Below are 22259 nucleotides of genomic sequence, written 5' to 3'. Positions count from 1 at the left end.
TAACCTGAACGAAAAACACAGAAAGGGAAACGCCATGACCACCAAACTCGACAAAGTCCTGTACACCGCCAAGGCCCACACCACCGGCGGCCGCGAAGGCCGTTCCGTCAGCGACGACGGCATCCTGGACGTGACCCTGCAGCCGCCGAAGGAAATGGGCGGCAAGGGCGGCGCCACCAACCCGGAACAGCTGTTCGCCGCCGGCTACTCGGCCTGCTTCATCGGCGCGATGAAATTCGTCGCCGGCCAGAAGAAGATCGCCTTCCCGGCCGACGGTGCCGTCGACGCCAGCGTCTCGATCGGCCCGATCCCCAACGGTTTCGGCCTGGCCGTCGAACTGGCCGTGAGCCTGCCGGGCCTGGACCGCGCCGTGGCGCAGGACCTGGTCGATGCCGCCCACATCGTGTGCCCGTACTCGAACGCCACCCGTGGCAACATCGACGTCAAGCTGACCCTGATCTGATCGTCCACGACCGGGATGGAGCAGGCGCTCCGCCCCGGCACGCATCCGACAAGGCGCCGCCCGCAATGGGCCGGCGCCTTTTTTGTTACCTGGGCCGGTATCAGCCCACGACACCGCCGCCGCCGAACATCTCGAGCACGCCGGCGGGCGCACGGGGACCGAACAGCGTTTCCAGCATCGCCTCCGCCTCGCGCGCGACGCGTGCGCTGCGGACGAACATCGCATCCTCGTAGGCGGCGAGCGCGGCCTCGAGGTTGCCGACATGGGCGGCAATGGCGCGTCCCAGTTCGGCTCCGTCCAACAGCGCCAGGTTGGCCCCGTCTCCGGACGGGGGCATCAGGTGCGCGGCATCGCCGAGCAAGGTGACGCCCTGCACGCGCTCCCAGCGGTGACCGACGGGCAGCGCGTGGATGGCGCGCGGCACGGGATCGGTATCGCTGCCGAGCACCAGGGTCCGCAGTTGCGGCGCCCAGCCGTCGAATTCGGCGGCGATGCGAGCCAGGGCCGCAGGCCGGTCGGCAAAGTCGATGGCGGCGATCCACTCCAGCGACCGTTCCAGCACCAGGTAGGCATGCAGCACGCCGCCGGGCTCGCGGTGCGCGAAGATGGCGCGCCCCGGCGCCGGTACCATCAGCATGCCCGCACCTACCGCCCGGGCTGCCGCGGCATGGCGCGCGTCGGCGTCGTGCAGCCAGGTCTCCACGAACACGAAACCCGTGTAGGCCGGCTGTGCTGCGGAGACGAGCGGCCGGATGCGCGACCAGGCGCCGTCCGCTCCCACCACCAGGTCGGCCGTCACGCGCGTGCCGTCGGCGAACGCGAGCGCATGGCGCCCCTGCCCAAGCGCGGTCACGCCTGCGACCTTGCAGCCCCAGCGCACGGTGCCGGGCGGCAGCGATGCGATCAGGATGCGGCGCAGCTCCCCGCGCGGCACTTCGGGACGATGGAAATTGCCGTCGTCGGGCGCATCGATCAATACCGTGCCATCCCGGCCCAGCACCCGTGTCGCTTCGGCGCCGGGATGGACGATGGCACCGAATTCCCGGGTCAGCCCGGCCGCGGCCAGCGCCACCTGCCCGTCTTCCGCATGGATGTCGAGCATGCCGCCCTGGGCGCGCGCCTTGGGTCCGGCCTCGGCTTCATAGACGGTGGCCGCAATGCCGTGCAGGTGCAGTACGCGGGCCAGCAGCAAGCCGCCGAGCCCGGCGCCAACGATCGCAATGGTGGGTGCCATGGTGTTTTTCCTTGTCGAGCATGTTGTGGAACGGTGTTCCACAGTATTATTGGAACGATGTTCCACTGATGTCAAGCACCATGGCCACGACTACCCGGCGCACGCAACGTGGCGCTCCCTCGCTCTCGCGGGAACGCATCGTCGAAGCATCCATCGCGCTGCTGGACGAGAAAGGCGAGGAAGGCCTGACCTTCCGCGCGCTGGCGCAGGCCCTCGCCACCGGTGCGGGCGCCATCTACTGGCACATTGATGACAAGGACGACCTGCTGGACGCGGCCTGCGACGCCATCGTTGCCGCGACGATGGCCGGCGCGGCAACCGATGCGACGGCGCGCACGCGGATCCGCACCATCGGCCTGGGCCTGTTCGATGCGATCGACACGCATCCGTGGGTGGGGACGGAACTGGCGCGCAGTCCGGCACGGATGCCGATGGTGCGCATCCTGGAAGCACTGGGCCGGCAAGTGCAGGCACTTGGCGTACCGGAGCACGCGCTGTGGATGGCGACGTCCACGCTGTTGAACTATGTGCTTGGCCTGGCGGGCCAGAATGCGGCGAACCGCCGCCTGGCGCGCGAGCGCGGCTTGGGCAGCCGGGACGGCTACCTGGACAGCGTGGCCGCCATGTGGAGCCAGCTGGACGCGCAGGACTTCGCGTTCACCCGCAGCATGGGCGCCCTATTGCGCGCCCATGACGACCGTGACGATTTCCTTGCGGGTATCGACCTGATCCTCGACGGCATCGGCCTGCTGCAGCAGGACGCTACGCCGCTTCCGGAAACGGCACCCGCTCCACCGCGCGCCTGAGCGCATCGAAGCACTGGGGGTCGAGTGCCGTACCGACCGTCTTGCTCATCATGTCGAGCGCCTGCGGCACCGGGATCGCGCCGCGGTACGGACGCGCCGCCGTGATGGCGTCGAAGATGTCCGCCGTCGTGATGATGCGCGTCTCCAGGCGGATGTCCTCCGCGCCCAGGCCGCGCGGATAGCCGTTGCCGTCCAGGCGCTCGTGGTGGGCGCCGGCGATCTCCGCCAGCTCGCGGAAGGCGTCGATGCGGCCCAGGATGGTCTCGGTGAAGGCGGCGTGCTGCTTGACCGCGTCCCATTCGGCGCGGTCGAGCGCCCCGGCCTTGTCGAGCACGCTGTTGCTGACGCCCAGCTTGCCCACGTCGTGCAGCAGCGCCCCGCGCTTGAGCCAGCGGCGGCGCTGCAGCGACAGGCCCAGCGCCTCGCCGATCATGTCCGTGTACAGCGCCACCCGCGCGCTGTGGCCGCTGGTATAGGGGCTCTTCGCGTCCACCACCTGGCCGAAGGCGACGGCGATGTCGTCCAGGTAGTCGTCGTCGAGCGGCTGCTGGGAACTGCCGGCGGGCTGCAGCGCGGCCACGGCATCGTCGATGCCCGGGCTGGACAGCACGCTCCAGAACGCTTCGTCGCGCGCGACTTCCACGAAGGCGTCGACCAGGCGCGGGTCGAACCACTGCCCCGAACGCGCGCGCACTTCCGCCAGCGCGGCCGCGCGGCCGTTCTCGGTGTGGAACACGTCGATCACCTGCGCCAGCAGGGCGATGCGCGAATAGATGGGAATGTCGTCCCCGGCCAGGCGCGCCGGCTTGCCCTCGCCGTTGTAGTGCTCGTCGAGCGAATAGATGCCGTCCGAGACGCCTTGCGGGAAACGCAGCAGCGCCGCGATCTCGGCGCCGCGCTGGCAGCGCGTGGCGACCAGGTCGCGCGCGATCTCCGGACCGTCGCGCAGGATCGTCATCACGCTGCGGAAACGCTCGGCCAGGCCGGCCTTCAGCCCCGTGTGCTTGAGCACGAAACCGAGTACTTGGGGCAGGCTGTCGCCGACCATCTTGTAGTCGCGCTTGAAGTCCAGGTCGTCGGTCAGGTACAGCGCGCAGATGCGCGCGGCATTGCTGCTGCAGCCCAGGTCCTTCAACAGCAGTGTGTAGTACAGCTCCCACAACTGGTCTTCCGGGAGGCCCGCTTGACGGCCGATATGTGTTCCTATCCAACAACAGCGCACGCAATGCCCGGCCGGCTGGCCTTCCGTGATGTCCAGGGCGTAGCTGAGGGATCCGATCAGTTCCGACAGTTTCAGTGATTTTTGGGCGAAGGCAGAGGGATCCATGGCGCTTTTTGTATCTTAAATGAAATATTTGATGATTTTGAGAAATAGACTACAGCTAAGGCAGCGCCAAGCAGAATTTATTTTTTCTATCGTCGCTATACAAATGGATAGTTTGATTAAATCGCCTTAACGCTCTACCATGAATACAAATAGCACTCAGCTATCGAGTAAAGGCGCTTGATAGCCCCCACCATCGTCCTGAAAGAACTGACATGAGCAAACTGACCACCGCCTCCGGCATTCCCGTCGTCGACAACCAGAATTCGATCACCGCCGGTCCGCGCGGCCCCGTGCTGCTGCAGGACTTCCACCTGATCGAGAAGCTGCAGCACTTCAACCGCGAGCGCATCCCCGAGCGTGTCGTGCACGCCAAGGGCTCGGGCGCCTTCGGTACCTTCACGGTCACCGAGGACATCACCCGCTACACCAACGCCAAGGTGTTCGCCCAGGTCGGCAAGCAGACCGAGACCTTCCTGCGCTTCTCGACCGTCGGCGGCGAAAAAGGCTCGGCCGACACCGAACGCGATCCGCGCGGCTTCGCGCTGCGCTTCTATACGGAAGACGGCAACTGGGACCTGGTCGGCAACAACACCCCGGTGTTCTTCCTGAAGGATGGCATCAAGTTCCCGGACTTCATCCACACCCAGAAGCGCGATCCGAAGAGCAACCTGAAGTCGGCCCAGATGATGTTCGACTTCTGGAGCAATACCCCGGAAAGCCTGCACCAGGTGACCACGCTGTTCTCGAACCGCGGCACCCCGGACGGCTACCGCCACATGCACGGCTTCGGCAGCCACACCTACAGCCTGATCAACGATGCGGGCGAACGCGTGTGGGTCAAGTGGCACTTCAAGACCCTGCAGGGCATCAAGAACCTGAGCGCGGCGGAAGCGACCCGCCTGGCCGGCGCCGACCCGGACTATGCGCAGCGCGACCTGTTCAACGCGATCGCCACCGGTAATTTCCCGCGCTGGAGCGTGGAAGCGCAGATCATGAACGACGAGCAGCGCCAGGCGTGGGAAGCGAAGACCGGCTGGGATGCGTTCGATCTGACCAAGGTCTGGCCGCACGGCGACTTCCCGCGCATCAAGGTCGGCATCCTGGAACTGAACCGCAATCCGGAGAACTACCATGCGGACGTCGAGCAGGCAGCCCTGTCGCCGGGCAACATCGTGCCGGGCATGGGCTACAGCCCGGACAAGATGCTGCAGGCACGTATCTTCTCCTACCACGATGCCCAGCTGTACCGCATCGGCACCAACCACCAGTACCTGCCGGTGAACCGTCCGCGCGTCGAGGTCTACAACCAGCAGCGCGATGGCGCGATGGCGGTCGGCAACGGCGGCGCGGCCCAGAACTACGATCCGGTGCACATGGGCAGCGTGCCGGCGGCCGGCGGCTTCGGCCACGGCGATGCGGGCTGGCAGGTGGAAGGCGTGGCGGGCCGCTACGACACCCGCATGACCGACGACCACTACACCCAGGCCGGCAACCTGTTCCGCCTGCTGGACGCCAACGAGCAGCGCGACCTGATCAACAATATGGCCGGCGCGCTGAGCCAAGCCGACGCCACGGTCCAGGACCGCTGGATCGGCCACCTGGCGAAAGCCGACCCGGCCTACGGCAAGGGCGTGGCAGACGCGGTCAACCGCATCCTGAACAAGGCCTGAACGGGAAGCACTTGCACGATGGGCCGCCAGCTGGACGCGGCCCCATGAAGCAAGCATCCTGATGCACGGCGAGACACAGCCGCTCCGACCACCCGGAGCGGCTTTTTTTTGTCCGTGCAAGGCCGGAACGCGTGTGGACCACGCCCATCGCTTATCGTGCGCCGCCCCGCCCGCTTCGCGTCAATACTTGCATGCGTCCCCGGTCCAGGAGGTTCCATGTCCAGCTTGCGTACAAGGATGTCTGCAACCGTGATGGCGCCACTCCTGCTTGCCGCGACGCCGGCCATGGCCGAGCCGGTGACGGTGGTGACGCGTTCGACGGGCACGACCTATGTGGATCCGGCCGCCCTCGAAGCCTTGCAGCCGGGGAACGACATCTCCTACGCGTCCCCGCTTGCGTACGAGCTGACCCTGTCGTCCACGTTCGACTGGTCCGGACCGTTGCCCGAGCGCGAGCAATGGGCGGGCCAGGTCGACAGCGACACGGTCATCGATTTCCGCGTGGGCGACCTGCACTGGCAGTATGCCGGCACGGCGTCCGGGAACGCCGTCCTGTACACGCCCTCCTTCTCCGGCGGAGACGGCTACCAGCACGAGATCTGGCTCGACCCGTCGGACACCACCCATGGCTACGCCTTGAAGTTCGAATACTTCCTCATCGCCCCTGCGGGCAGCCTCGGGCCAGGCGGGCCCTTGATGCAGCTCGTCGTCGACGGCACCGGCATGCAGCCACGCTTTGCATTCACGGCCTACCGCAGCATTCCCGAGTACACCTTCGCCTATCGGATGGGGGCTGATGCCGGCACGTTTTCGCTGATGGTGCTGAGCCCGGTTCCCGAGCCGGCGCAATGGGTCTTGCTGGTGACCAGCCTGCTGGCGGGTACGCTGGCGCTGCGCCGGCGCGCCGGCCGCGCGAACGCATAGCGGGGCCGTCCTTACCCTTCGTGCGCTGCCAGCCAGGGCACGACGATGTCGAGCAGGCGCTCCGGCGCCTCGATCGGGATCATGTGGCCGCTGTCCTCGACGACCTCCAGCACGGCACCGGGAATGGCAGCGGCCATCTCGCGCGCTTCATCGATGCTGCGCAGCCGGTCCTCGGCGGCCGCCACGACCAGCGTGGGACAGCGGATCTCGTGCGAGCGTTCCAGGTCGCCGGGACGGTCCAGCATCGACTGGCGCCGGAACACCTCGCCGCCCAGGCGCACGCCCATCGCGCGCACGCACTCGATCATGGCTTCGTTGTCGCGCTGCTTCGGATGCAGCGAGCTGGCCACGGCGACGCGGCTCAAGCCGCTGAAGGCGATCGACGGCGCGGCGGCGCCGATCGCGCCCTTGCGCTTCTGCAGCGACGGCGTGTCGGGCCGGGTGGACGTGGCGACCAGCACCAGTGCGCGCACCCGCTCCGGCGCCTGGCGCGCGATCGCGCGGGCGACGTAGCCGCCCATCGAAAAACCGACCAGCAGGAACGACGGCGGCGCCGTCTCCAGCACGCGCCGCGCCATCGCCTCGACCGAGGTGTCGTGGCGCAGGTCGGCGTGCACGACGGGACCGAAACGCTCCAGCGCCGGCAGCATGTCGTTCCACAGAGTTTCGTCGGCCATGAAGCCGGGGACAAGGAGGATAGCCATGTCCGCATCCTAGCAGATGCGCCCTCGCCTCCCGGCTCATACCCAGGTATGAGTCATCTACACCTTCATGTAATTTACATCACTTATGTTGCATTGCAGAATCATTTCGTTCAAAATCTATGCTTCGGGAGTAGCCCTCCGCAACCCTCACAGGAACCGTCGTGAACCCATCCGCCACCTCCAGCGTACGCAACCAGCTCCGGTTCACGTTCGCCATCATCATCGCCCTGTCCTTCCTGTCGACCGCCGTCGCCATCTGGCGCCTGCAGGTGCTGGCCGACGACACGCAAGCCCTGACCCAGCGCCCGCTCGCCAAGGAACGCCTGATCTCGAGCTGGCTGCTGAATACCTCGGTGGGCGTCAAGCGCACCGCCCTGATCACCCGCGCCTCGGACACGGACCTGGCCAAGGCCTATGCCGACGAAGCGCGCGAATCGAGCGCGCGCGGCAGCGAACTGCAGAAGAAGGTCGGCGAGCTGCTCGAGACGCCGGAGGAAAAGGCGGTGTTCGCCGAGATCGGCAGCGTGCGCGAGAAGTACACGGAAGCGCGCAATCGCGTCGCCAAGCTCAAGACCGAGGGCAACAACGATGAGGCGCTGGCCCTGTTCGACCAGGCCTACACGCCGGCCGCCAACAGCTACGTCGGCAAGATCAACGAACTTCTGGCCCTGCAGCAGCGCGCCATCGATACGCAATCGCACGCGGTGCTGACCAGCGCACAGCGCAGCGGCAACGTGCTGGTGGCCCTGTGCGTGGCCACGCTGGTCTTCAGCATCGCCGCCGGCGTGCTGTTCGTGCGCGCCCTGTTCAAGCGTCTGGGCGGCGAGCCGGCGGCAGCCGCCGCGGTGGCCGCCGAGATCGCGGCCGGCAACCTGCGCGTGGACGTGCCGCGCCGGGCCGGCGACGAGGACAGCCTGATGGCCGCCCTGGAACGCATGCGCGCCAGCCTGTCCGGCATCGTCGGCCAGGTGCGCACCGGCGCCACCAGCATCGGCGCCTCGATCGCGACGATGGCGGGCGAAACGCGCGACCTGTCCGCGCGCACCGAGAGCCAGGCCTCGGCACTGGAGGAAACGGCGTCGTCGATGGAAGAGCTGACCCAGGCGATCGGCAACAGCGCGGCGAGCGCCGAGCAGGCCGACAAGCTGGCGGCGGACGCGGCGAAGGTGGCGCGCGACGGCGGCGCCATGGTCGGCCAGCTGGTCGAGACGATGGGCGAGATCGATGCCTCGTCCTCGCGCATCGCCGACATCATCGGCGTGATCGACGGCATCGCCTTCCAGACCAATATCCTCGCGCTGAACGCGGCGGTGGAAGCAGCCCGCGCCGGGGAACAGGGCCGCGGCTTCGCCGTGGTCGCCGCCGAGGTGCGCGCGCTGGCCCAGCGTTCGGCCGCCGCCGCCAAGGAAATCAAGGACCTGATCGACGCGTCGACCCGCCGCGTGGCCGACGGTTCGACGCTGGCCGGCCAGGCCGGCCAGACCATGCAGGGCATCGTCGACGGCATCGCGCGCGTGTCGCACATCATGAACGAGATCGTCAGCTCCAGCCGCGAACAGGCCAGCGGCATCGCCCAGGTTAACCAGGCGATCCTGCAAATGGACGGCAGCACGCAGCAGAACGCCACGCTGGTCGAGCAGTCGGCCGCCGCCACCCGTTCGATGCAGGACCAGGCCGAGGCACTGGTGGCCCAGGTGGCGCTGTTCCAGGTCGACGGCGGCGAGCGCACGGCGCCGGCCGTCGCCGCGCCGGCCGCCAGGACTGCGGCCAAGCCGGCGCTGCCGCCGGTGCGCAAGGCCGCTGCCAAGGCCGCTGCAAAGGCCGCTGCAAAGGCCGCGACCAAGCCTGCCACGAATGCAGTCAATAAGCCGGTCACCAAGCCGGCCCCTCAGCCGGCCGCGACGACGGCCGGCGACGACTGGGAAGAGTTCTGACGCGTTTCCGCTGCCGGGCAACCCGTCGATACGCCGGGTTGTGGCAGCGGGCGTTATGAGGCACCATCTGCCTTATTTCGTTTCTTCAATCAAGACTGCCGCCATGAACCTCCCTGCCCACCAACTGACCATGACGGTCCTGATGACCCCGGACACCGCCAATTTCTCCGGCAACGTGCACGGCGGAACCATCCTGAAGCTGCTCGACCAGGTTGCCTATGCCTGCGCCAGCCGCTACGCGGGCACGTATGTCGTGACCCTGAGCGTGGACCAGGTGACGTTCCGCCAACCGATCCATGTGGGCGAACTGGTGACCTTCCTGGCCGCCGTCAACTATACGGGCCGTACCTCGATGGAAATCGGCATCAAGGTCGTGGCCGAGGACATCCGCAGCCAGGCCGTGCGCCACGTGAACAGCTGCTTCTTCACCATGGTGGCCGTCGGCGACGACAAGCAGCCCGTCCCGGTCCCGCCGCTGCGTCCGTTCACGCCGGACGAGCAGCGCCGCTTCGAGGAAGCCAAGGGCCGCAAGGAATTGCGCATGGCGCTCGAACGCCAGCACGCCGAACGCACGGCCGCCCGCGGCTGATTCCGGCGCGTCGCTATCGCGCGCCTGTACCCTTCTCCCTCCCTTTTTCCTCGCGCATGCCCGATCCCGGTGCATGCCATGCGTTTTCCCCACGAATGCGCCGTCCTGGGGCAAACCGATGCGTCTTGTCGGAAATCTTTCCACTTACTCGGAAATGTCTGACGCCTCAAATGTAACCATTTGTAATATCACCAAGCCACGCTCCCACCAAAAAAATGTAACTACCGGTTATCTCGTTCCTATAGGAATTTAAAGTTTCCCTGGTGACTGCACAAAGGGTGCGCATAAATGGTGCGCAAGTCTCCTTTCCTACAAATCCGTCGATATTTCTTACATTTCAATGACAATTTTTAAGCGTCTTTGATTTTCTTTTTGGAAATCAAATGTTTATCGGCATGGCACGCAATATGCAATTCCTCCATTCCGTGACATAGAACCAATGCATTCTTGGTCACGCAGAGGGGCACCGCAGACCCCGCTTCCAACACTTGAAGAGGCGCACTACCCATGATGATGAAGAAAGCGTTCGCCGGACTGGCACTCGCAGGGATGGCCATGTCGGCACAGGCCAGTATCGTGACCACCGAAGGATTCGACACCGTCTACGGCAAGGACGGCCTGGCCGCCAAGGGCTGGCTCGGCGTGGATACCGGCAGCACCGTCCTGAATGGCTGGTTCGGCGGTAATCCGGACACCTTCGCCGCCCAGTCCGGCGCTGCCACGTCCTACGTGGCCGCCGGCTACCAGTTGGCCGGTGCCGACGGCACGCTCAGCAGCTGGCTGCTGTCGCCGCTCTTCGATGCCACCGGCGGCGCTACCGTCACCTTCTGGCTGCGCGCGGAAGCGCTCGACGGTTACTACGACCAGGTGAACTTCGGCTTCAACCTGAACGGCGAGTTCGTCAACATGACGCCTGTCAGCGTGGTGCCGACCGATGGCTGGACCCAGTACACGGCCGTCCTGGGCGCGGACACCGTGGGCATGGCGCGCTTCGGCGTACAGTACGTGGGCGACGCCAATACGGCCGACTACGTGGGCCTGGACAACGTCACCATCACCAGCGTGCCGGAACCGGCCAGCCTGGCACTGCTCGCCTTTGGCGCCCTCGGGCTGGGTATCGCGCGCCGCCGCCGCGCCTGAACAACGAACAGGAGAACACCATGTCGACACCGCATTCCCTCCAGCGCCTGCTGGGCGCCGCCAGCATCCTGACCCTGTGCGCAAGCGCCCTGCCCGCCAGCGCCCAACAGCTTGCCGAGCCGGCGCCGCACAGCGCCGATTCCCAGACCGTGGCCCGCGACGCCACCACCGGCCGCCTGCGCGCCGCCACCCCGGAAGAAGTGCAGGCGCTGGCAGCGTCCAAGGCGCGCGCGACGGCACGCTTTGCCGCCCCGCGCACGCTGCCCAAGACCCACGCCACCGGTGCCCGCGGGGCACGCCTGACGGACGAGTTCCTGACCTCGTCGGTCGCTGTCCGCCAGCCCGACGGCAGCCTCAAGATCGAGCACGGCACCGCCGAGACCGCGCAGGAAGCGCCTGCCGCCAACACCCCCGTCGTGGAGTAATTCATGCGCACCAACGTCATTTCGCACACCGTCCGTTCCCTGATCGCCGCCGGCGCCCTGACTTGCCTGGGCGCGCACGCTGCCACCATCCAGATCACCAGCCGCGACCCCGCCGGCGTCGGCTTCAACGATCCGACCCCGGTCGCACCGGTGGGCGGCAACCCAGGCACCACCCTGGGCGAGCAGCGCTGGAACGTCTACAAATACGTCGCCGGCATCTGGGAACAGAACATCAAGAGCGACGTCACCATCACCGTCAGCGCAGGCTGGGAAGCGCTCACCTGCACGTCCTCCTCGGCCACCCTGGGCAGCGCCGGCGCCTGGAACATCTGGTCCGACTTCAAGAACGGCAAGCCGGGCACCTGGTATCCACAGGCGCTGGCCAACAAGCTGGCCGGCGTCAACCTGAGCGAAGGCTACGACGACGGCAGCGGCTACGGCGGCGTCGACATCAAGACCCAGTTCAACGTCAACCTGGGCAACCCGGGTTGCCTGGACGGCTCGCCGTTCTACCTGGGCCTGGACGGCAATGCCGGCAACAAGGTCAACTTCGTCGAAACGCTGCTGCACGAACTGGGGCACGGCCTGGGCTTCTCCGTCCTCAGCGTCTCGACCTCGAGCGGATACCGCCTGAACGCCGACGCGAGCGCCTACGTGGCGACCGGCGGCCTGCCGAGCATCTGGGAACAGTTCATGTACGACAACACGGCGCGGAAATCGTGGCTGAACATGAGTTCGGCCGAGCGCCGCGCCTCGGCGATCAATCCGCTGCAACTGGCCTGGACCGGCCCGAACGCGGTTGCCGGCGCCAAGCAGATGCTCAAGGCGACCCCGGTCATCAAGACCGTCTCGCCGGCCGCCAACGGCAACCTAAGCATCGACTTCAATACCTCCTCGTTCGGCCCGCTGCCGCCGTCCAGCGGCACGCTCGGCACCCTGGCCCTGATCGCGACCCAGGCCGGCGAACTCGGCCCGGGCTGCAGCGAGTTCAATGCCGCCAACACCGTCGCCGTGAAGGGCAAGGTGCCCGTCATCAGCCGCGGCGGCTGCACGTTCGCCGTCAAGGTCAAGAATGCCCAGAACGCGGGCGCCGTCGGCGTCATCCTGGCCAACAACGTGGCCGGCGCGCTCGTCCCGGGCGGCACCGATGCCACCGTCACCATCCCGGCCGTGGGCGTTTCGCAGGAAGACGGCAACAAGCTGACGACCTCGGTCGGCAGTGCCGCCCTCCTCGGCAGCCGCGCCAAGCCGGGCGTCGTCACCGTGAACCTGAGCACCGATCCGTCCCGCATCGCCGGCGCCGACGCCTCCGGCCGTCCGCTGCTGTACACGCCGGCCACGCTGGCCCCGGGCTCGTCCGTCTCGCACTGGGACGTCACCGCCAGCCCGAACCTGCTGATGGAGCCGAACATCAATGCGGACCTCGGCACCAAACTGGTGGCGCCATACGACCTGACCCTGCCGCTGTTGAAGGACATCGGCTGGTGACAGGCAGGCCCCGGTCCGGCGCCCCCCTGCCGGACCGGGGCCGCGCGACGCATGCGATGTGGCAGGATTATGTACTTTACGTAAGACGTGCTATAATGCGCCGCCTTGGCCTGGTAGCTCAGTTGGTAGAGCAGAGGATTGAAAATCCTTGTGTCGGTGGTTCGATTCCGCCCCGGGCCACCAAGAATTCCGCAGCAGTACCACGCTGCAATGACAACGCCACCTTCGGGTGGCGTTGTCGTTTCCGGACACCGCCGCTGCAGTCACGATCCGCATCTCCCGCCTTGCAATCGACCGGACCTCCCCAAACTCCGTCTGGTCACTCCCAGTTGTCGTTCCGAGCGGAGTGCGTTGGCAAGCTAATCAAGGAGTACCGACATGGGCGCCAAGACACGTTCCAAGAGTAAAGGCACGGCAAACGACACGGGCAAATCCGGCAACGACTCCGGCAGCAGGGTCAAGGAAGCGAGGGGCAAGTCCTACGAGCACCGGCAAGGGGAAACCCCATCGGACAAGAGCGAGCAGCACCAGGGCAAGCATCCTCCGAACACGATCTACAAGGGGCCCAAGGACTTGCATCCGCCCCCCGACCTGGAGCGTGGCAACCGCCAGTCCGACAAGGGCTAGCGGCATTTCCGGGCGGGTGTCCGCGGGCAGGCAGCCGGCGGATCCCGGCACCGGCTCGACGCCGCATTCGCTGCAGGGCCCGGCGCCTGCGCTGGCAACGGGTGGCAACCGCAACCTGCGTTTCAGGCACGCCCCCTGCCACGGGCGCAGGTGCGGCCCATGTTGTTTGAACGCCATCGGGTAACCGCCAGGAGTTCGCACAAGGCGCCAAACGGGTTACACTTTGCCTGACAGAAACCCTTTTGCCATCCCGGCACGCGACATCCGATGCGTTCTTCCCATGCCCTGCGCCATAGCGGCGCCGTCTTCCTCGCCATGCTGACGCTCGGCTGCTCGACCCGCCAGCTGCCCACCGCCAAGCCAGCCACCACGATCCTCTTTGTCGGCAACAGCTTTACCTACGGCGATCCGGCCGGCGGCGCGCCGCTGGCGAAGGCCTACCGGCCGCACACGGTCACGGACCTGAACGGCACGGGCATCGGCGGGGTGCCGGCCCTGTTCAAGGCCATGACGGAACAGGCCGGCCTGGATTACGACGTCAGCCTGGAAACCATCCCGGGCGCCGGCCTGGACGCCCACTATGCGCAGAAGTACGACACCATCGTCAAGCCGTTCGACGTCGTGCTGCTGCAAAGCTACAGCACGCTGGATGCCCACAAGCCGGGCAACCCGGACCTGCTCGTCAAGTACACGGGCCTGCTCGCCGACGCCTTCCGCGCCCGCAATCCGAACGTCGACATCCGCCTGGTGTCGACCTGGTCGCGCGCCGACCAGGCCTACAAGCCGGGCGGCGCCTGGTATGGCGCGCCGATCGAGCGCATGGCGCTGGACGTGCGCCGCGGCTACGACACGGCGGCCCGCGCGCACCGCATCCGCGACGTCATCCCGGTCGGCGAGGCCTGGAACCGCGCCATCGCCGGCGGCGTGGCCGACCCCAATCCCTACGACGGCATTGCGCCCGGCCAGGTCAACCTGTGGGCGCCGGACTCCTATCACGCCAGCGTGCACGGCTACTACCTGGAAGCGCTGACGATCTTCGGCGACGTCACCGGCCGCGACCCGCGCTCGCTCGGCGCCGCCGACCCGGTCGCGCGCGAACTCGGCATCGCGCCTGCCACCGCCGCTGCGCTGCAGCGGTTCGCGGCGGAGCAGTTGGCCGCAAAAAGAAACGGCGCCTTCGACTAATCGGACCGTAAGCGATTCACGTCGTGGGCATCGTCGCCAGAGAGACTCTGGCGACAGCACACCCTGACTCGTTCAATCCGCGGTGATCTTTTCGATTACCTTGACAGCCGCTCCCCCGCCAGGAACAAATGCGCTTGCCAACTCCGAGCCCATCTCGAACAGCATTTCTCGCGTAGTGATGGCCTGGAGCTTTTCCCTGAACCACTGACCGTTTTCGATCACTTCGCCCGTCAGTCCGTCGACCTCGATCACACCGACCTTATCCTCCGTCGTCCAGGCAAATTCGAACGCAAACACGGGGCGGTAATACAGGTGCACCTTTTCGACGGTAATCAGGTCGTCCTGGAACTCGTGCGCATTGATGACTTCCGCTGCCAGCGTCTGGCGAATTTTCTGCATCAGCATGGGCAAGCGTAACTGAGGCACAATCGCTTCAGGCAGCTCCAGTACCGATTGTTCCTGCACCTTGTACTTATTGATGTAATTGGCCAACGCGCCTTTTTTCAGTTCGCGTGATAACCCATCCAAGTGGTCCTCGTATTTGATTTTTCTGTGAGAGAACTCGATCGCCTGCAGATTGATTGTCCGTTTGTTTCCCTGCTCTGCAATCGAGTATTCTTTCCCGTTGATGATCACCTTGTTGGCGTAAGCATTTCCGATCTCTACGGGGTAGATCAATTCGCGCGAATAATCGACGGCACGTGTCGTCACGACATGCCAGAACGGTTCGTAACGTAACACGTGCTTCGATAAAAGAACGGTTTCGTCCTTGGGCCTTTTGAACGGATTCAGCTTTGCCATGAATCCGAAGGCATTCAGCTTTTTCTGATTCGCCTGCTCATTCGCTGCAGTCAGCGGATATACCTGGTCGAAGACAAAAATCTTTTCCGCGCCATCGACATACTGAAGACGTTCTGCCATAAAATTCCCTAGAAGAAATATCAGTACATATTATGCTATTCCTTCAGGCTGTGGTATATCGGTCGAGGCTTGAAGGTATCGACCTGGCAAAATGCCTTCAGATCCCTGGTATGCACGGCTCACTTGACCGCGAAGCTCACCGGATTCCCGTCGAACGCCGCCTTGTGCGCGTCCATGCAGAAGTAATAGGTGCGCTTGCGGTACACAGACGATGGCGCCGTGGCCTTGGCCACGTCCATGTCGCACACGGGGCACAGCGGGTGCAGGTCGGTAGACACGCGCCGCTGCGCATAGGCCTTGTTCGAGTCCGGGTCGAGCCAGCCCTGCCCCTGGTATTCCATCGCATCGGCCGTCTTCGCCGCCACCGCGCGACCGAAATAACGCTCGACCACGCGCAGCGCCAAGTCGATACCGGACGAGAGGCCGCCGGCGCTGGCGAACTTGCCCGACTCGACGTAGCGCGCGCCCCGCTTGAGCTCGACGTCCGGGTACAGCATCGCGAATCGTCCGTAGTGGTTATGGTGGGTCGTGGCTGGCCGTCCGGACAGCAGCCCCGTCTTCGCGAGCAAAAACGCTCCCGTGCAGACCGACATCGTCAGGTCCGCGCCGCGCGACACCTCCCTGACCCACGCCAGCACGGGGTCCGTGGGCGCGCTCTGGGCCGGGATCACGATCACCTTGGGCGCCGGCGCGGTGGCGAACGTATGGTTGGGGACGATTGTCATGCCGCCGGTCGCCCTGATCGGCTCGAGCGTCTCCGCCACCGTGTACAACTGGAACGCCGCCGCATTGTCCTGCCCGGGGATGCCGACATTGTCGAAAACTTCCCATGGGCCCGCGAAGTCGATCACTTCGGCGTTCTGCGACAGCAGGAAGGCGACGGGAATGCTGCCCTCGGACGGCGGTTGCAGCGGCGCGGTGGCGCGTCCATCAGGAGTGGGCGCCGCGCGGCCCGAGACGGCAAGGGATGGGCCCGCGGCCGCGCCCAGGCCCAAGGCGGTCGACAAGCGGAAGAGGTCACGTCTGTTCATGGAGGGTCCTTGGAGTGAACCGGCACGGCCGGCGAGGCATGCAGTGTCCCCCGACTGCAGCCGCGGCACGAGGCACCTTGCTGCAGGCAGCCGTGGATTCGCTGCAAACCGTCCCCGGCCGCCATCGTTTCCCCTATGATGGCGCCATGACAGCACGTACCCATGACTCGATGATCCCCTGGCGCCACGTGGCGCTGGCCTGGCTGGCGCTGGGCATGTTCGACGGCGCCCAGACCGTCGTTTCGATGCGTGCGATGGGCATGCACCATGCCTGGCTGACCCTGTTCTTCGTCTCCACCGCCATCTGGTCCGTATGGGCACTGTTCACGCCCATTCCGCTTGCGCTGCTGCGGCGCTTCCCGCTGCCTTCGAGGAACGCGCTGCCCTGGCTCGTGCACGGCGCGGCCTGCCTCGCGATCGGCGCCGTGTGGGCCACCTGGTCGGCGCTGCTCGAGCACACGACCAATCCGTTCGCCTACCCCCAGGGACCGGACCCGTTCCTGCCCTTGTGGCGCGCGAAGTTCCTGGGCAACCTGATCGGCGACGTGGTCCTGTACGGCGCCATCGTCGCGCTCAGCATCGGCATCGATGCGCGCAGCCGCCTGCTGCACCAGAAAGCGGCCAGCGCGCGCATGGCCGAGCTGCTGGCGCAGGCCCAGCTCGCGGCGCTGCGGCTGCAGATCGAGCCGCATTTCATCTTCAATGCCCTGAACGCGATCACGGCGCTGATCCGCGAACAGCGGCACGACGAGGCGATCGCGATGACGGCGGCACTGGGCGACCTTCTGCGCCGCGTGACGGACCGCTCGGAAGGCCAGTTCGTGACGATGGAGGACGAGATCGACTTCGTGCACAAATACCTGGACATCCAGCAGATGCGTTTCGCCGAGCGGCTGCGCTACCGGATCGACGTGCCGGAGACGCTGATGAAGGCGCAGGTGCCCGACCTGGTGGTGCAGTCGCTGGTCGAAAACGCCATCAAGCACGGCATCGCGAAGCGCGCCCGCGGCGGCGAGCTGCAGGTGGCGGCGCAGCGCGACGGCGCGACCTTGCGGCTCTCCGTCTTCAACGACGGGCCGCCGCTGCCCGAACGGGTCGCGGAAGGCGTGGGCCTGGCGAATACGCGCCAGCGCCTGCAGGCGCTGTACGGCGACGCCCAGGCCTTGCGCCTGCAGAACGAAGGCGGCGCCGGCGTGCTGGCGACCATTGTGCTTCCCTACCGCGAACGATGACGGACGCCGCCCCGCTGCTGCGCGCCCTGATCGTCGACGACGAGACGCTGGCACGCGCCAACCTGGCCTTCCTGCTCGCGCGCGATCCGGCGATCCGCGTGGTGGGCCAGTGCGGCTCGGCCGACGAGGCGCTGGCGGCGATCGGGGGCATGCGCCCCGACCTGGTGTTCCTCGACATCGAGATGCCCGAATGCGACGGCTTCGAACTGCTCGAACGCATCGGCCCGTCGCCAGCCTTCGCCGTGGTCTTCGTTACCGCCCACAACCAGTTCGCCCTGCGCGCCTTCGAGGTGGGCGCGCTCGACTACCTGCTCAAGCCCTTCGACGACCGCCGCTTCGCACGCGTGCTGGAGCGGGCCAAGGAGCGCCTGCGCGTGCCCGGCGAACAGCAGCGCTTCATCGTCAAGAACGGCGCGACGCTGGACGTGGTGCGGTTCGCGGACATCGACTGGATCGAAGCCAGCGACTACTACTCGACGCTGCACGCGGGCGGCCGGGCCCACATGCTGCGCCGCAGCCTGGCCGAGCTGGAGACGCTGCTGGCGACGCACGGCTTTCACCGCGTGCACCGTTCCGCCATCGTCAACCTCGACCGGCTGCGCGCGCTGGAGATCCGCGAAGACGGCGAATACGAGGCCGTGCTCGCATCGGGACAGCGCCTGCGCATGAGCCGGCGCTACCGCAAGGCGGTGCTGGAGCGGCTGCAGGCAGGCGAAGTAGCACGCCCCCTACGCGGAGGATGATCCCGCCGGCAGGCGACTCGGGCCGCACGCAACCGTGCGGTATTGCCAAGCCGCCCAAGCCGCGCGATGATGGCCGCATGAACCGATCCTCCACACCCCTGCGCACCCTGCTCGCCGGTGCCCTCCTGCTGCTGGCCAGCAGCGCCTGCAGCAGCGACGCGCCGCGCGCCGGCGCGCCTGTCGCGGCGCCGGCCGCCGCTCCCGCCACCCCGGCCGCTTCGTCCACGTCCGCCACGCCGGCCACCCTGCTGGCCGCCATCGACGCCGAACGCGGCGCGGCGCGCTGCGACGGCAATGCGCAATGCCATACCATCGGCGTCGGCGCCAAGGCGTGCGGCGGGCCGGAGCGCTACCTGGCCTGGTCCAGCAAGGACAGCGACGGCAGCCGCCTGCAAGCCCTGGTGCAGCAGCACGCGGCGCTGCGCCGCCAGGAAGATGCCGCGAGCGGCATGATGTCGACCTGCAACCTCATGATCGACCCCGGCGCCACCTGCCAGGCCGGCCAGTGCGTGCTGCGCGCGCCGGGCCTGGGCGGCAGCCAGGCCCGCTGACCTTCTCCATCCCTTCCTCCAAATAGAAAAGGCCGCGGCTGGTGCCGCGGCCTTTGTCATTGGGACCGCCCGCAGGCGGTCCCGCATGCTGCATTACTTGTTGTCGACGACCTTGTTGGTCGCGTTGTTGAACACCGGCAGCGGGTCGGTCGTGTCGATGTCCAGGACGGTCGTGCCGACCAGGGTCGAACCGTTCTTGTAGCCGACCGAACCGAGGTAGCGCTTGCCCGTCGCCAGGCCGGCCCAGCCCACGGTGACCGATGCGGTACCGGCGATGGTGACGGAGCTCGGCGCGCTGACCTTCAGGTTGCTGCTGGCCGTGGCCGGGTTCACCAGCCAGGACGACAGCTTGTAGCTGGTCGACGCGGTTTCCGGCGCATAGCCGACGACGCAGACGCGGTAGGTGCCCGCCACCGGGTTGGTCAGCGTGACCATCTCGTTGCTGGTGCCGCTGCCGCTGCTGCCGACGATGCTGGTGCCGCGCAGCACGACCAGGTCGAGGTCGGAGTTGGCCGTACCGTCGCCCGTATCGGCGTCGAACAGCGCGAAGCGGGCCACCGAGATGCCGGCCGGGACCGCGAAGTCGTGCACCACCACGCCGGCGCCGCCGCCGTTGTAGCACAGCAGCTCGTTGTTGGCGTTGGCGCTGATGTCGGCCTGGCCCACGCTCTTCTGGGTCTGGGTGGCCGGGATCAGGCCGCCCTTGGCGATGCCCATCGCGCCGGTGAAGCCGGTGCCGATGCTCAGCACCTTGCTGCCGCTCGGCGCTTCGCTGTAGGCGGTGGCCGGTGCGGCCAGCGCGGCGCCGCGTGCGATCAGGGGGCTGCGCACGACGTGGGTGCCGTCGGTCCAGGTCAGCTTGCCGTACTTCCAGGTGTTCTGCTCGGCGTTGGTGCGGTTCAGCTTGACCTGGAAGCTGGCCTTGGCGCCCGGCGCCAGCGTCAGCGTCGCCGGGATGACCTGCACGGTAAAGCCGGGCAGCTCGGCGCTGGCCGTGTAGGTGGCCTCGGTCGTGCCGACGTTGGTGACGGTGCGGTTCAGCGTCAGCGCGCCGAGCACGTTGGCGGCCGTCAGCGAAGCCAGGTTCAGGTCGTAGGCCGGGATCGTGCCGATGGCGTTGCAGGTGGCGTTGCTGTAGACGCCGGCGCCGATGCCGCACAGGAAGCGCGCATAGTCGATCTCGGACGCATCGTAGACCAGGCCCGGATCGGCGGCCGCGGTCGGGGCGATGTGGCCGGCGCCCTGGGCCCACGGCAGCGTGCCGGTGGTACGGGCGGTGGCATCCCACGAGACGGCGCCGTCCAGGCCGTCGCCCAGGGTGTCGTAGGCGGTGGTCATCAGCGCCGACTTGATCATCGCCGGGCTCCAGTCCGGATGGCGCTGCTTCAGCACGGCGGCGATGCCGGCCACGTGCGGCGAGGCCATCGAGGTACCGGTGTAGAACGCGAAGTCCTTGACCGTGGCTTCGGCGCCAGCGGCGATGGCGTTGCGCTGCTCGCGGGTGATGTCGGCGCTGACGGCGGCCAGGATGTCGGTACCTGGCGCGGTCAGGTCCGGCTTCATGATGTTGGGGTTGGCCACGTTCGGGCCGCGCGAGGAACTGTTGTTCATCACGGGGGCCTTCACGCTCGGGTCGACGATGCCGCGCAGGTTGCCGAGCGAAGCGGTGGCGCTGCCCGGGTTGGCCGCGATGTAGTCCTTGACCTTGGCGCCTTCTTCCTTGGTGATGTGGACCGTCGACAGCGAGTGCGCCTGGTTCAGGATGGTGGCCGCGCCGCCCGCCACGTTGGCGATGATGACGCCGGCCGCGCCGGCCGTCTTGGCGTTGGCGCTCTTGTTGACCAGCACGTTGTCGCCGCGGTCGCAGACGAGGATCTTGCCGCTCACCTTGGCCGGATCGAGCAGCTCGGTCGGCGCGACGGTGTCGGCCGGGCCGAAGCAGCGGTTCAGGTTGGCGTTGGCCGGATCGACGCCTGCCTTGCCGGCATCGCGGGCCAGGATCAGTTGCGAGGTCGGGGTGTTGGCATTGCCGGACGCGCCGGTGACGGTGACGCCGTTGCCCAGCACGGCGTCGCCTGCGTACAGGCGGTTGTGGGTCGAGTTGCCGACCGTGGTCAGCCACGGGCTGATGTGCGAGGCCGGCGCCGTCGACGGACCGGAGTTGCCGGCCGAGGCGGCGACGAACACGCCCGCCGACGCGGCGCCCAGGAAGGCGACCTCGGTCGCTTCGCTGAACGAGCCGCCGCCGGCGTTCGGGCCGATCGAGAAGTTGATGACGTTGACGCCGTCCACCACGGCCTGTTCGATCGCCGCCACGCTGTTCGAGGTGGCGCAGCCGTTCTGGCCGCTGGACGCCTCGGTCCAGCAGACCTTGTAGGCGGCGATGCGGGCGCGCGGCGCCATGCCGCTGATCTTGCCCAGGCCGACGCCGCCCGAGTAGGCCGTCACGTGGGCATTGCCGCCCGCGGTGCTGGCCGTGTGGTCGCCGTGGCCGCCTTCGCCGCTGGCGCCGCCGACCGAATCGCGGCCCGAGCGGAATTCGCTCCAGTGCAGCGCGGCGCTCGAGTTGCGGAAGGAGCGGATGCCGATCAGCTTGTTGTTGCAGTCGCTGGCCTTGATACCTTCGCCGATTTCGCAGGTGCCTTTCCAGGTCGCCGGCGGCGCGGTATAGGCCAGCTTGCTGCCGCCGCGGCTCGGGTTGCCGTTTTCGTCGACGCGGTCGGCGAAGCTGTCGTGCTCCGGCCAGATGCCGCCGTCGACGATGCCGATGATGATGCCTTCGCCGGCCTTGTCCTGGCCGCCGACCTGTTCCCACAGGCTGCCGGACTTGTCCAGGCCGAGGAAGGTCGGGGTGTAGCTCGTGTCGAGCTTCATGATCGAGTCGGCGGTGATGTTGACCACGCCGGCCTGCTTCTTCAGCGCGCGCACTTCGGCGTCGGTCAGCAGCGCCGAGAAGCCGTTGAAGACGACGTTGAAGTTGTTGGTGACGGGGGCGCTGCCGACGACGGCCAGCACGTCGGCCTTCTTCTTCTCCAGGTAGCCGATGTAGTTCTGGACGCTCGCCGCGTTGACGTTCAGGCGCTGGCCCGTGGCCGGCTTGGTCGCGGCCAGGCCGGCGACCTCGCCCGTATAGGTGGCGACCGGCTTGTCGGACAGCTGGATGATGTAGGAGCGGCGCACGTCGTCGGCGAGCGACGGGGCGGCGGCGGCGACGGTCAGTGCGAACAGGACTGCCGAGGTAATGGGACGCAGTTTCATGGTCGGA

At 67.0% G+C, this 22259-nt stretch carries 20 protein-coding genes and 1 tRNA gene; 15 read left to right on the top strand and 6 right to left on the bottom strand.

Annotated elements, in window-relative coordinates:
• Positions 1-34 precede the first annotated feature (34 nt).
• On the top strand, positions 35-463 hold the full coding sequence (locus ACI1V7_RS19190; RefSeq protein WP_290413938.1) for an organic hydroperoxide resistance protein: 429 nt from the start codon (positions 35-37) through the stop codon (positions 461-463).
• 100 nt (positions 464-563) lie between these two features.
• On the opposite strand, the gene ACI1V7_RS19185 is transcribed toward ACI1V7_RS19190, so the two are convergent.
• Positions 564-1697, bottom strand: coding sequence for an FAD-dependent oxidoreductase (locus ACI1V7_RS19185; protein WP_404533367.1), 1134 nt, complete (start codon positions 1695-1697; stop codon positions 564-566).
• Positions 1698-1765: 68 nt separating this feature from the next.
• Between ACI1V7_RS19185 and ACI1V7_RS19180 the strand changes: the two genes are divergently transcribed.
• A complete protein-coding gene (locus tag ACI1V7_RS19180) occupies positions 1766-2503 on the top strand; it encodes a TetR/AcrR family transcriptional regulator (RefSeq protein WP_404533366.1) in 738 nt (245 codons plus the stop codon).
• On the opposite strand, the gene ACI1V7_RS19175 is transcribed toward ACI1V7_RS19180, so the two are convergent.
• On the bottom strand, positions 2460-3830 hold the full coding sequence (locus ACI1V7_RS19175) for an HD-GYP domain-containing protein (protein WP_404533365.1): 1371 nt from the start codon (positions 3828-3830) through the stop codon (positions 2460-2462). The genes ACI1V7_RS19180 and ACI1V7_RS19175 overlap by 44 nt on opposite strands.
• 212 nt (positions 3831-4042) lie before the next feature.
• Between ACI1V7_RS19175 and ACI1V7_RS19170 the strand changes: the two genes are divergently transcribed.
• Both ACI1V7_RS19170 and ACI1V7_RS19165 read left to right on the top strand, forming a co-directional pair.
• Positions 4043-5500 (top strand): catalase, encoded by a 1458-nt coding sequence (locus tag ACI1V7_RS19170; protein ID WP_404533364.1) that lies wholly within the window; start codon positions 4043-4045, stop codon positions 5498-5500.
• Positions 5501-5752: 252 nt separating this feature from the next.
• Positions 5753-6424 carry a PEP-CTERM sorting domain-containing protein gene (locus tag ACI1V7_RS19165; RefSeq protein WP_404533440.1) on the top strand — a complete coding sequence of 224 codons (672 nt, stop codon included), beginning with the start codon at positions 5753-5755 and terminating at the stop codon, positions 6422-6424.
• An 11-nt stretch (positions 6425-6435) separates the two neighbouring features.
• Here the strand turns inward: ACI1V7_RS19165 and ACI1V7_RS19160 are convergent, their stop codons facing one another.
• Positions 6436-7128, bottom strand: coding sequence for an alpha/beta fold hydrolase (locus ACI1V7_RS19160; protein ID WP_404533363.1), 693 nt, complete (start codon positions 7126-7128; stop codon positions 6436-6438).
• A 161-nt stretch (positions 7129-7289) separates the two neighbouring features.
• Between ACI1V7_RS19160 and ACI1V7_RS19155 the strand changes: the two genes are divergently transcribed.
• From ACI1V7_RS19155 to ACI1V7_RS19120, 8 genes are all read left to right on the top strand, one after another.
• A complete protein-coding gene (locus ACI1V7_RS19155; RefSeq protein WP_404533362.1) occupies positions 7290-9062 on the top strand; it encodes a methyl-accepting chemotaxis protein in 1773 nt (590 codons plus the stop codon).
• Between the two features lie 103 nt (positions 9063-9165).
• Entirely contained in the window at positions 9166-9651 is a 486-nt protein-coding gene (locus ACI1V7_RS19150) for an acyl-CoA thioesterase (protein ID WP_404533361.1), read from the top strand.
• A gap of 507 nt (positions 9652-10158) precedes the next feature.
• On the top strand, positions 10159-10791 hold the full coding sequence (locus ACI1V7_RS19145) for a choice-of-anchor J domain-containing protein (RefSeq protein WP_404533360.1): 633 nt from the start codon (positions 10159-10161) through the stop codon (positions 10789-10791).
• A gap of 20 nt (positions 10792-10811) precedes the next feature.
• Complete coding sequence (locus tag ACI1V7_RS19140; RefSeq protein WP_404533359.1) at positions 10812-11216, top strand: post-PEP-CTERM-1 domain-containing protein; 405 nt, start codon at positions 10812-10814, stop codon at positions 11214-11216.
• Positions 11217-11219: 3 nt separating this feature from the next.
• Positions 11220-12704: a PA domain-containing protein gene (locus tag ACI1V7_RS19135; protein ID WP_404533358.1), complete on the top strand. Its 1485-nt coding sequence runs from the start codon at positions 11220-11222 to the stop codon at positions 12702-12704.
• 107 nt (positions 12705-12811) lie between these two features.
• A tRNA-Phe gene (locus tag ACI1V7_RS19130) sits at positions 12812-12887 on the top strand.
• A gap of 195 nt (positions 12888-13082) precedes the next feature.
• Entirely contained in the window at positions 13083-13331 is a 249-nt protein-coding gene (locus ACI1V7_RS19125; protein ID WP_404533357.1) for a hypothetical protein, read from the top strand.
• Between the two features lie 267 nt (positions 13332-13598).
• Entirely contained in the window at positions 13599-14516 is a 918-nt protein-coding gene (locus ACI1V7_RS19120) for a PEP-CTERM sorting domain-containing protein (RefSeq protein ID WP_404533356.1), read from the top strand.
• Positions 14517-14588: 72 nt separating this feature from the next.
• On the opposite strand, the gene ACI1V7_RS19115 is transcribed toward ACI1V7_RS19120, so the two are convergent.
• Together ACI1V7_RS19115 and ACI1V7_RS19110 are read right to left on the bottom strand one after the other, a co-directional pair.
• Positions 14589-15437, bottom strand: a complete 849-nt coding sequence (locus tag ACI1V7_RS19115; protein WP_404533355.1) for a hypothetical protein — start codon at positions 15435-15437, stop codon at positions 14589-14591.
• Positions 15438-15556: 119 nt separating this feature from the next.
• On the bottom strand, positions 15557-16468 hold the full coding sequence (locus ACI1V7_RS19110; RefSeq protein WP_404533354.1) for a DJ-1/PfpI family protein: 912 nt from the start codon (positions 16466-16468) through the stop codon (positions 15557-15559).
• Between the two features lie 146 nt (positions 16469-16614).
• On the opposite strand from ACI1V7_RS19110, the gene ACI1V7_RS19105 reads away from it, so the two are divergent.
• From ACI1V7_RS19105 to ACI1V7_RS19095, 3 genes are all read left to right on the top strand, one after another.
• Positions 16615-17700: a sensor histidine kinase gene (locus ACI1V7_RS19105; RefSeq protein WP_404533353.1), complete on the top strand. Its 1086-nt coding sequence runs from the start codon at positions 16615-16617 to the stop codon at positions 17698-17700.
• On the top strand, positions 17697-18443 hold the full coding sequence (locus tag ACI1V7_RS19100) for a LytR/AlgR family response regulator transcription factor (protein WP_404533352.1): 747 nt from the start codon (positions 17697-17699) through the stop codon (positions 18441-18443). Before ACI1V7_RS19105 ends, ACI1V7_RS19100 begins: the two co-directional genes overlap by 4 nt.
• Before the next feature lie 77 nt (positions 18444-18520).
• Positions 18521-18994, top strand: a complete 474-nt coding sequence (locus ACI1V7_RS19095) for a hypothetical protein (RefSeq protein WP_404533351.1) — start codon at positions 18521-18523, stop codon at positions 18992-18994.
• Positions 18995-19087: 93 nt separating this feature from the next.
• Here ACI1V7_RS19095 and ACI1V7_RS19090 read toward each other — a convergent pair whose 3' ends face one another.
• Entirely contained in the window at positions 19088-22252 is a 3165-nt protein-coding gene (locus tag ACI1V7_RS19090; RefSeq protein ID WP_404533350.1) for a S8 family serine peptidase, read from the bottom strand.
• Positions 22253-22259: the final 7 nt, after the last annotated feature.

The organism is Massilia paldalensis (assembly GCF_044901715.1).
Classification (GTDB): Bacteria; Pseudomonadota; Gammaproteobacteria; order Burkholderiales; family Burkholderiaceae_D; genus Telluria; species Telluria paldalensis.
Note: the sequence above shows the minus strand (reverse complement) of the source record. Positions and strands in the feature narration are given on the sequence as shown.

What these genes read in the sequence shown, in the direction of transcription:
- ACI1V7_RS19115 (WP_404533355.1), bottom strand. Translation starts at nt 15,437, where the DNA reads ATGGCAGAACGTCTTCAGTATGTCGATGGCGCGGAAAAGATTTTTGTC.
- ACI1V7_RS19185 (WP_404533367.1), bottom strand. Translation starts at nt 1,697, where the DNA reads ATGGCACCCACCATTGCGATCGTTGGCGCCGGGCTCGGCGGCTTGCTG.
- ACI1V7_RS19180 (WP_404533366.1), top strand. Translation starts at nt 1,766, where the DNA reads ATGTCAAGCACCATGGCCACGACTACCCGGCGCACGCAACGTGGCGCT.
- ACI1V7_RS19170 (WP_404533364.1), top strand. Translation starts at nt 4,043, where the DNA reads ATGAGCAAACTGACCACCGCCTCCGGCATTCCCGTCGTCGACAACCAG.
- ACI1V7_RS19125 (WP_404533357.1), top strand. Translation starts at nt 13,083, where the DNA reads ATGGGCGCCAAGACACGTTCCAAGAGTAAAGGCACGGCAAACGACACG.
- ACI1V7_RS19090 (WP_404533350.1), bottom strand. Translation starts at nt 22,252, where the DNA reads ATGAAACTGCGTCCCATTACCTCGGCAGTCCTGTTCGCACTGACCGTC.
- ACI1V7_RS19100 (WP_404533352.1), top strand. Translation starts at nt 17,697, where the DNA reads ATGACGGACGCCGCCCCGCTGCTGCGCGCCCTGATCGTCGACGACGAG.
- ACI1V7_RS19135 (WP_404533358.1), top strand. Translation starts at nt 11,220, where the DNA reads ATGCGCACCAACGTCATTTCGCACACCGTCCGTTCCCTGATCGCCGCC.
- ACI1V7_RS19190 (WP_290413938.1), top strand. Translation starts at nt 35, where the DNA reads ATGACCACCAAACTCGACAAAGTCCTGTACACCGCCAAGGCCCACACC.
- ACI1V7_RS19150 (WP_404533361.1), top strand. Translation starts at nt 9,166, where the DNA reads ATGAACCTCCCTGCCCACCAACTGACCATGACGGTCCTGATGACCCCG.
- ACI1V7_RS19145 (WP_404533360.1), top strand. Translation starts at nt 10,159, where the DNA reads ATGATGATGAAGAAAGCGTTCGCCGGACTGGCACTCGCAGGGATGGCC.
- ACI1V7_RS19105 (WP_404533353.1), top strand. Translation starts at nt 16,615, where the DNA reads ATGACAGCACGTACCCATGACTCGATGATCCCCTGGCGCCACGTGGCG.
- ACI1V7_RS19160 (WP_404533363.1), bottom strand. Translation starts at nt 7,128, where the DNA reads ATGGCTATCCTCCTTGTCCCCGGCTTCATGGCCGACGAAACTCTGTGG.
- ACI1V7_RS19095 (WP_404533351.1), top strand. Translation starts at nt 18,521, where the DNA reads ATGAACCGATCCTCCACACCCCTGCGCACCCTGCTCGCCGGTGCCCTC.
- ACI1V7_RS19175 (WP_404533365.1), bottom strand. Translation starts at nt 3,830, where the DNA reads ATGGATCCCTCTGCCTTCGCCCAAAAATCACTGAAACTGTCGGAACTG.
- ACI1V7_RS19120 (WP_404533356.1), top strand. Translation starts at nt 13,599, where the DNA reads ATGCGTTCTTCCCATGCCCTGCGCCATAGCGGCGCCGTCTTCCTCGCC.
- ACI1V7_RS19110 (WP_404533354.1), bottom strand. Translation starts at nt 16,468, where the DNA reads ATGAACAGACGTGACCTCTTCCGCTTGTCGACCGCCTTGGGCCTGGGC.
- ACI1V7_RS19165 (WP_404533440.1), top strand. Translation starts at nt 5,753, where the DNA reads ATGGCGCCACTCCTGCTTGCCGCGACGCCGGCCATGGCCGAGCCGGTG.
- ACI1V7_RS19140 (WP_404533359.1), top strand. Translation starts at nt 10,812, where the DNA reads ATGTCGACACCGCATTCCCTCCAGCGCCTGCTGGGCGCCGCCAGCATC.